Source organism: Methylonatrum kenyense (assembly GCF_023195885.1).
GTDB lineage: Bacteria > Pseudomonadota > Gammaproteobacteria > Nitrococcales > Aquisalimonadaceae > Methylonatrum > Methylonatrum kenyense.
In genome coordinates this window covers 114,674-122,829 of the sequence record NZ_JALPKO010000010.1, presented here as the reverse complement: position 1 = coordinate 122,829, position 8,156 = coordinate 114,674, and the positions used below count along the sequence as shown (strand labels likewise).

Sequence of the window (8,156 nt, the reverse complement as noted above, 5' to 3'; positions counted from 1 at the left end):
GTTTGACGTTTTATGTCGGACCAGGGGCTTCCGGAAGGTGGCGTCGGACGTGAAACGATGGACGATGAAGTTAGACTGCCCCGGGAAACCTAAAACCTAAAACGTTTAACGTTAAACGCGCGAACTCGTCAGAGTTCGCGCAGAACTTCCCCAAACGCCTCCACCGTCTGCTGCATCACCGCCTCGTCGTGGGTGATCGAGGTGAAGCCGCCCTCGAAGGCCGATGGCGCCATGTAGACGCCTTTTTTCAGCAGGGCGTGGAAGACGGCCTTGAAGCGCTCGCCATCGCAGGCGCTGACATCACTGAAGCTGGTCACCGGACCGCCGTCGGTGAAAAACACGCCGAACATGCTGCCCACCTGGTTCACCTGCAGCGGCACGCCAGCGCGGTCCGCAGCCATCTTCAGATCCCGGGCCAGACCGGTGGTGCGTTCGGCCAGCGTGTCGAACACGCCATCGCGGGCGATGATTTCCAGCGTTTTCAGGCCGGCCGCCATCGCCACCGGATTGCCGGACAGGGTGCCCGCCTGATAGACGGGCCCAAGTGGCGCCAGATGCTCCATGATGTCGCGCCGACCACCGAAGGCACCCACCGGCATGCCGCCGCCCACGACCTTGCCCAGGCAGGTCAGATCCGGGGTAATGCCGTAATGCGCCTGCGCTCCACCCAGCGCCGCGCGGAAACCGCTCATGACCTCATCGAAAATCAGCACACTGCCATGCTCGCTGCAGACATCGCGCAGCGCCTGCAGGAAGGCCGGCTGGCCGGGCACGCAATTCATGTTGCCGGCCACCGGCTCGACAATTACCGCGGCGATCTGGTCGCCCATTTCGCTGAACACCTGCCGCACCTGATCGGCATCGTTGTAGTCCAGCGTCAGGGTCTGCTCGACCACAGCGGCGGGCACCCCCGGGGACGTTGGCGTGCCGAAGGTCAGGGCACCGGAACCGGCCTTGACCAGCAAGGCATCCACATGACCGTGATAATTGCCCTCGAACTTCACGATCTTGTCGCGCCCGGTGAAGCCCCGCGCCAGCCGTAGCGCGCTCATCGTCGCCTCGGTGCCGGAATTGACCATGCGCAGCAGTTCCATCGACGGGAACAGCCGTTTCACGGCCTGCGCCATCTCGGTCTCCACCGCGGTTGGCGCACCGAAACTCAGGCCTCGCCTGGCCGCTTCGGCCACCGCATCCACCACCTCCGGATTGGCGTGGCCGACAATCGCCGGCCCCCAGGAGCACACATAGTCGATGTAGCGGTTGCCATCCTCGTCATGCAGATACGGGCCTTCGGCGCGATGGATGAAGACCGGCGTACCGCCGACGCCGCGAAACGCCCGTACCGGCGAGTTGACGCCACCCGGAATGTGCTTCTGCGCTGCCTCGAACAGGGCTTCGGACTGCTTCATCGCTCGTGCTACCTCCATGCCGGCGCCGGACGGCGCCGACGCTCAATGATCAAAAGCCTGGCTGATCCGGCGCGCGGCCAAGCCAGGGTCGGCGGCGGCAAACACACCGCTGATCACCGCCGCCGCATCGATACCTGTTGCCGCCACCTGCGACACGTTGTCGGCGTCGATCCCGCCGATGGCCACCAACGGTGTTCGCGGAAACCGCGCCCGCGCCTGCCGCAACAGATCCAGTGAGGCTCGCGGTGCGTCCGGTTTGGTCGCCGAGGCGAACACGGTGCCGAAGGCCAGGTAATCCGCACCGGCCTCGAGCCGCTCCTGCGCGCGCGGCAGCGAATCGTAACAGGACACGCCGATGAGTGCCGAAGGTCCCAGCAAGTCGCGCGCCGCATCCAGTGCCCTGTCATAACGCCCCAGGTGGACACCGTCGGCACGACTGCGCAATGCCAACGCCGGATCGTCATTGACGATGAACAGGCACCGGTAGCGGCGACAGAGTGCGGCCAGTGCCACCGCTTCACGCTGCCGCCTCGCGTGGTCATTGGTCTTGTCCCGGTACTGCAGCACGCGCGCACCGCCAGCCAGCACCGGCTCGCAGGCGGCGAGCAACGCGTCGACACCCTGGCTGCGGCCATCGGTTATCGCGTAAAGACCTCGAAATGAACTGCTCACCGCACCTCCGGTCCTTGGGATCTAGGGAAACACTGATTTATTCGCACGCCTGCGTTGGAGTCCGCATTTTTCCGAGGCAAGGCGCGCTGCGCAGCGCCGCAGTCGTTCTGCGGTCAAGCAGCGCAACGCAGCAATCGGGAAAAATGCGGCCCAACCCGAAGGGCCCGGCCGGTTTTGGCCCCTGGTGGGCCGCGCGTTACATTGCCGGCCTCGGAATACTCCCGAAAAACTGGAAACTGGAAGGAAATTCAATGGAACACAAGTCCTGGATGTGTGTGGTCTGCGGCTGGATCTACGAGGAAAAGGACGGCTTGCCCGAGGAAGGCATCGAACCCGGCACCGCCTGGAAGGACATTCCGGATGACTTCGTCTGCCCGGAATGCGGTGCCACGAAACAGGATTTCGAGATGATCGAGGTCTGAGGGGAGCGCCTCCGACCGGCACCATCCGAACGCTGTCAGCGTCACCTCCGGAAAGACAGCCGGGACAACAACGAGCGCCAGAAGCCGGCCGGGCGCCGGGGCTGTGATCGCTGCAGGGCACTCGCCGGCGGCGGGCTCTCCTGGCGGGGCTGCGCCGGCTGGGGTGCTGGACGCGTGGGTTCCTCGCGTGGCGGCGCCGGAGCCTCGACGCGTTCCGCCGGCGTCTCCACGTCAAAGGACTGATCCTCCGGCAGATCGAGAAAGCCCTCCAGCCAGCTCTCGTCACCAGCATAGGAGCCCTCCGGGGAATCGTCGGCGGCATCGCCGTCATCCCGGTCCAGCGCCCGCTCGACTTCCAGCAGCACCGCGTTGGCCCGCCCGAGATCGACTTCCTGCACATTGCCCTCGCCAACCTGGGTGCCGTCAAACGGCCTGGTGCGCCCAGCGAACCGCTTGCCCGTGGTCTGCTCGATCTGATGGCGCAACTCCCGCAGCACCTCGGCAAGCCGCAACGCGCGGCCGCGGGCCGTGGCCCGGGCGCGTTCCGACAGGTTCAGTGCCTGCCGTGTCAGCATCAACTCCTCTTCAAGGGAGGCTGCATTGCGCTGCTCGGCGGCCAGCGCCTGCTCCAGCTCGGCGTTGCGCTGATGCCATTCCTCGGCCGCATCGGGCACTGCAGCATCAACCTTCGCCAGACGCTCGTGCAACGCCGAGACTTCCTGCTCCAACTGGCGGCGGCGCGAAACCTCGGCCGCCTGCTGCCGCAGGCTCTCAGCCTCCAGCCGCGTGCGCTGGTTTTCCAGGCGTGCCTGAAAGCGGGACTCCTCGGCCTCGAGGCGCTTGCGCGCCGCTGCCAGCTCTTCCTGCAGACGACGCAGTTCGGCACTGGATGTTGTTCCGGAATCGGCCATAGGCGCTGCTCAATATCCGCCGATGGCTGCGTCCAGTTCTGCCGGCACCTCTGGCAGGCGGCAAACACCGGATTCGATGTGACCATCGGCTTTCAAGGTCAGCCAGCGGTACCCGGGCGGACGCGCATCAATAGCGAACTCATCGCTGCCGGGGCGAAACTGAATGCAGGTGGAGGGCGACGCCAGCATCCGCAGATGCGCCAGCTTGGTGTCGACCTCCTGATGCACATGACCGCAGAGCACGCCGCGCACCGTGTCGTGTGCAAGCAGACGTTCCGCCAGTGCCTGACCGTTGTCCACGCCAATGGCATCAAGCCAGCGACAGCCAACGGCCGCGGGCTGATGATGCAGACAAATCAGGGCATGCCGGTGCGGGACCTCGGCCAGCAGCCGATCCATCCGCGCCAACTCCTCGGCCGGAAGGTGCCCATGCGGTTCACCGACCACCACCGAATTCAACATGATCAGCAGCCAGTCCTGAAACAGCGCATGACCCGACCACTGCACCAGACCCGAGGCGAAACACCGCTGCATGACACCAGGATCATCGTGATTTCCCGGTATCACCAGGGCCGGGACAGACATGGTCTGCACCTGTTCACGAAGTCGAAGGTAGGCTGCCTCGCTGCCGTCCTGGGTCAGATCGCCGGTCAGCAGCAGCGCGTGCGGCCTGTTCGCATGGCGTTGCGCAAGCGCGAAGACATCCCGCCAAGTCGTGTCTGTTGTCACCCCGGCCAACCTGGCCGCAGAATCCTCGGAAAGGTGCATGTCCGTGAGTTGCAACAGGCGAATTGGCCCAGCCTCTGCCATCATGGGATCCTGCATCGTCTGCCTGGCCTCTGGCCTTCATTCCCGCAAGACGATACTGTCCGCCCAATGGCCGTGTCTGCGGGGGGCGTCACAGAACGACGCGAATCGAACGCCGGGCGGCGACATCGCGTTACGCGTTTAAGGAGTACAGGGGATGACTCGCCGACTCGGCGCGACGGTGGTGATCATTCTGGCGTTCCTGATGCTGCTGGCCGGCTGCGCTGCTCCGGGCGCCACGGAACGCGGTGATCCGGAACGGTTTGAACGCGGCAAGCAGGCCTATCTGGACGGCCGCTACAGCGAGGCCTTCGAACTGCTGCTACGGGAGGCCGAGGACGGCAACCCGGACGCCCAATATACGGTCGGTTACATGTACTACGAGGGCCAGGGCGTTAATCAGGACGACCAATCAGCGCTGCGCTGGATCCGGGAAAGCGCTTCGGGCGGCAATCGCAAGGCGGTAGAGGCGCTCGGTCAGATGGCCGGAATGGGCGCGCGGCAACGCATCAGGGGGGATGAACCCGAACCATCCGTCCCCCCGGCGGGGGATGGGCCGGACCATGGTTTGGTGCCATCGGAGCCGCCAGACCAGTCCGCAACAGAACAGCCGCTGGATTTTGACCATGAGGGTGCGGTGCAAGTGCCGCCACCCGACAATGCCGGAACCGTTACCGAGCCGACCCTCGCTGTAACCGGTGGTTACAGCGTTCAGGTCGGCACTTTCCAGAGTCGCGACAATGCCGAGGCGATGGCCGACTTGCTTGTCGAGCGTGACGTCGACGCAAGGATTATCGAGGACGACGCGAGCCCTCGGGGCTTATACCGCGTCGTAGCCGGACCGGTACAACGCCGTGAGCAGGCCCAGCAACTGCAACGCCAGGTGGACGAGATTGCCGGCACACAGAGCTTCATCATCTCTTCTGACTAAGGAAACGCTGTTTTATTCTCACGCTTGCCCAAGACCCTGGCCGGTTTTGGCCCCCGGCGGCGTTGCGTCACCGTCCCGGTAGCTATGGCTGCCGAACCGGCACCGCGCCTTGCCAGATGACCAAAACCGGTCTCGGGCGCAGACGTGGTAATAAATCAGCGTTTCCTTAACAGTCAAAGGGACCGAGGGCCGCTCTACCAGCCTGGAAACTCAGACGCGTCAGGCCGCAGCCAGCGTTTTCACGAATACCCGAGAATTCCGTTTCAGGTTGTACAACCGCTGACGCGCCACCGGCAGGTCGTCGATTGCGCCCGGCACGAAACCGCGTTCCTGAAACCAGTGCGCCGTGCGTGTCGTGAGAACGAACAGCCGGCGGATGCCGTCGCGAACTGCATCCCGTTCCAACTGCCGAAGCAGCGTGTCACCGCGGTGACAGCCCCGGTAATCCGGGTGAATCGAAAAGCAGGCAAGCTCCGCCATGGCCTCTTGCGGATGCCGGCTTAGCGCCGCACTGGCGATCACGGTGCCGTCCCGTTCGATCACCGTGAATTCTCCGATTCCGGTTTCCAACTGTTCCCGCGAGCGCCTTACGAGTACACCCTCGCGCTCCAGCGGCTCGATCAGCTCGAGGATTCCGCCAATATCGTCCACTGTGGCCTGGCGCACTGTCTCGAAATGATCTCCCGAAACCAGGGTTCCGGCACCGTCCCGGGTAAACAATTCCTGCAACAGGCAACCGTCCCGTCCGCGATTCAGCAAGTGCACGCGTTGCACCCCTTCCCCGCAGGCGCGCACCGCCCCCTCCAGCATCCGCCGCGCCTCGTCATCCTGGGCCAGCCTCCCTGCCAGCGCGCCGGCTTCGGCAAGCGCCAATTCGCGAATCAGGCCCCCCGCCTCATCCCGGCACAGGTCGCCATCGGTCAGATAGAGCAGTTTGTCGGCCTGCAGACTGCCTGCCACGGCCAGCGCCACGTCTTCCGCCACCAGATTGAATACCTCCCCGGTGGGCGAATAGCCCAACGGCGTCACCAGGACAACGCAGCCTTCCGCCAACCGCTGGCTGATGGCGGCAGCATCAATGCGCCGCACTTCGCCGGTATGCAGATAATCGACGCCATCGCGCACGCCCAACGGCCGCGCGGTCACGAAATTGCCGGATGCCACCTGCACCCGGAAACCTGCCATCGGCGAATTCGCCAGGCCCATCGACAGCAGCGCCTCGATCTCCACGCGAACGCTGCCGACCGCCTCCTTGACGCAACCCAGTGCCGCATCATCGGTGACCCGGAAACCCTGGTGATAGCGGATTGCCAGCCCGCGGTCGCGTAGCCGCTGCTCGATCTGGGCACGGGCACCGGCCACCAGCACGACCCGGATCCCCAGGCTGTTCAGCAGGGCGACGTCGTGCACCAGGCTGGCGAAACCGGCATCGCCGGTTGCCTCGCCCCCAATGCTGATGACGAAAGTCCGGCCGCGGTGGGCATTGATGTACGGCGCTCCCTGACGAAACCAGTAAATGAATTCGGCAGGCCGATGGCTCATGCGCCGTCCTCCACGGCCGGCGTCAGGCAGAAGCGGTGGATCAGTTCTCGCAACATGTCGACGGTGGGCTGCAAGCGATTCACGGCCAGAAATTCGTCCGGCTGATGCGCCTGGGCGATATCTCCCGGCCCAAGGATCACGACATCCATCCCCAGGTCGCGCAGATAGGGCCCCTCGGTACCGAAGGCCACCGCCTCCGCCTGACTGCCGGTCAGCGCCTCGGCTGCCCGGACGATGGTCGCCTCGGCCGGCGTCTCCATCGCCGGCAGTCCCGGGAACAGTGAATGCAACTCCAGCGCCAGGCCCTCTTCGCCCAGGACCCGGCCGATGCGCTGACGCAGGGTCTCCCGCAGTTCCTCCAGATCCATGCCCGGTAGCGGCCGGATATCGATCTGCAACTCGCAATGGGCACAAATCCGGTTCGGGTTATCACCGCCGTGGATATGCCCCAGGTTGAGGGTCGGCACCGGAACCGAGAACCGCGGATCGGCGTTCTTGGACTGCAACTGCTGACGCCAGGCGACAATGTCGTTCAGCACCCGCACCATGCCCTCCAGCGCGCTGCAGCCCAGCGACGGATCACTGGAATGCCCGGACCGGCCCCGAATGCGGATGGATTCCATCAGGATGCCCTTGTGCATGTACACCGGCCGCAGATTGGTCGGCTCGCCGATCACCGCGTGCCGGCCGATCCGCCGCTGCGCATCCACCAACGCCTTGGCCCCGGTCATGCCGCTTTCCTCATCAGCAGTGGCCAGCACCACTAGCGGCTGCTTCATATCCGAGGCCTTCAGCCCACGGGCGGCCTCCAGCACCAGACCGAGAAAGGATTTCATATCGCTGGTGCCCAGGCCGTACAGGCGACCGTCACGCTCGCTCAGCGTGAATGGATCCGAGGCCCAGCCGGTGTCGTCGTAGGGTACCGTGTCAGTGTGACCGGCCAGCACCAGCCCGCCGTCACCCCGCCCCAGCGTCGCTATCAGGTTGGCCTTGTCCGGGGCATCAGGTACCGGCTGCAGCTCACAGGCAAAGCCCATGCCCTCCAGCCATTCCGCGAGCCGCTCGACAACGGCGCGGTTACCCTGATCCAGCGCCGGATCGACGCTGCTCACCGAGGGAATCGCGATCAGTTCGGTCAACATCTCCCGCAGGTCGGGAGGCATCTTGCCCATGCCCAGTCTCCAGTCCGGTTAACGTCTCTATCTGAACACTTAAGGAGGTACTGATCTATTCAGGGGCCTGCGCCCGAGACGGGTTTTGGTCATCTGGCAAGGCGCGGTGCCGGTTCGGTAGCCCCATTACCGAACGCAACCTGCTTCTGGCCAGACGCGTAGGGCGGGTCAAGCGTAGCGGACCCGCGCGGTGTGATCCGTGATCGAATTTGCCTGGTCGGCCGGCCCGAGTTTCCCGCGGCCTTACTTCTCCTGGGAGGCCCTGCTGCACCGGGATGCCTGACACCGCG

The 8,156-nt window shown here is 64.8% G+C and carries 8 protein-coding genes; 2 read left to right on the top strand and 6 right to left on the bottom strand.

Features of this window, described 5'->3' with window-relative positions:
• Nucleotides 1–128: 128 nt before the first annotated feature.
• Both hemL and thiE read right to left on the bottom strand, forming a co-directional pair.
• A complete protein-coding gene (gene hemL / locus M0534_RS12060; protein WP_248568682.1) occupies nt 129–1,409 on the bottom strand; it encodes a glutamate-1-semialdehyde 2,1-aminomutase in 1,281 nt (426 codons plus the stop codon).
• Between the two features lie 42 nt (nt 1,410–1,451).
• Complete coding sequence (gene thiE / locus M0534_RS12055) at nt 1,452–2,081, bottom strand: thiamine phosphate synthase (protein ID WP_248568681.1); 630 nt, start codon at nt 2,079–2,081, stop codon at nt 1,452–1,454.
• A 251-nt stretch (nt 2,082–2,332) separates the two neighbouring features.
• Here thiE and M0534_RS12050 point away from each other — a divergent pair, with 251 nt between their 5' ends.
• On the top strand, nt 2,333–2,503 hold the full coding sequence (locus M0534_RS12050; protein ID WP_248568680.1) for a rubredoxin: 171 nt from the start codon (nt 2,333–2,335) through the stop codon (nt 2,501–2,503).
• A 41-nt stretch (nt 2,504–2,544) separates the two neighbouring features.
• Here M0534_RS12050 and M0534_RS12045 read toward each other — a convergent pair whose 3' ends face one another.
• Together M0534_RS12045 and cpdA are read right to left on the bottom strand one after the other, a co-directional pair.
• Nucleotides 2,545–3,414 carry a hypothetical protein gene (locus M0534_RS12045; protein ID WP_248568679.1) on the bottom strand — a complete coding sequence of 290 codons (870 nt, stop codon included), beginning with the start codon at nt 3,412–3,414 and terminating at the stop codon, nt 2,545–2,547.
• 9 nt (nt 3,415–3,423) lie between these two features.
• Nucleotides 3,424–4,227, bottom strand: a complete 804-nt coding sequence (gene cpdA / locus M0534_RS12040) for a 3',5'-cyclic-AMP phosphodiesterase (protein WP_248568678.1) — start codon at nt 4,225–4,227, stop codon at nt 3,424–3,426.
• A gap of 151 nt (nt 4,228–4,378) precedes the next feature.
• Between cpdA and M0534_RS12035 the strand changes: the two genes are divergently transcribed.
• The gene (locus M0534_RS12035) at nt 4,379–5,152 is read left to right on the top strand and encodes an SPOR domain-containing protein (RefSeq protein ID WP_248568677.1); all 774 of its coding nucleotides are present in this window, start codon (nt 4,379–4,381) and stop codon (nt 5,150–5,152) included.
• A gap of 219 nt (nt 5,153–5,371) precedes the next feature.
• Here M0534_RS12035 and argA read toward each other — a convergent pair whose 3' ends face one another.
• Both argA and argE read right to left on the bottom strand, forming a co-directional pair.
• Nucleotides 5,372–6,694 carry an amino-acid N-acetyltransferase gene (gene argA / locus M0534_RS12030; RefSeq protein WP_248568676.1) on the bottom strand — a complete coding sequence of 441 codons (1,323 nt, stop codon included), beginning with the start codon at nt 6,692–6,694 and terminating at the stop codon, nt 5,372–5,374.
• Nucleotides 6,691–7,866 (bottom strand): acetylornithine deacetylase, encoded by a 1,176-nt coding sequence (argE, locus tag M0534_RS12025; RefSeq protein WP_248568675.1) that lies wholly within the window; start codon nt 7,864–7,866, stop codon nt 6,691–6,693. Before argE ends, argA begins: the two co-directional genes overlap by 4 nt.
• Nucleotides 7,867–8,156: the final 290 nt, after the last annotated feature.

Bases quoted from the DNA above. Each gene is read 5' to 3' on its own strand.
- hemL (WP_248568682.1), bottom strand. From the start codon at position 1,409: ATGAAGCAGTCCGAAGCCCTGTTCGAGGCAGCGCAGAAGCACATTCCG.
- M0534_RS12050 (WP_248568680.1), top strand. From the start codon at position 2,333: ATGGAACACAAGTCCTGGATGTGTGTGGTCTGCGGCTGGATCTACGAG.
- M0534_RS12045 (WP_248568679.1), bottom strand. From the start codon at position 3,414: ATGGCCGATTCCGGAACAACATCCAGTGCCGAACTGCGTCGTCTGCAG.
- cpdA (WP_248568678.1), bottom strand. From the start codon at position 4,227: ATGATGGCAGAGGCTGGGCCAATTCGCCTGTTGCAACTCACGGACATG.
- M0534_RS12035 (WP_248568677.1), top strand. From the start codon at position 4,379: ATGACTCGCCGACTCGGCGCGACGGTGGTGATCATTCTGGCGTTCCTG.
- argA (WP_248568676.1), bottom strand. From the start codon at position 6,694: ATGAGCCATCGGCCTGCCGAATTCATTTACTGGTTTCGTCAGGGAGCG.
- argE (WP_248568675.1), bottom strand. From the start codon at position 7,866: ATGGGCAAGATGCCTCCCGACCTGCGGGAGATGTTGACCGAACTGATC.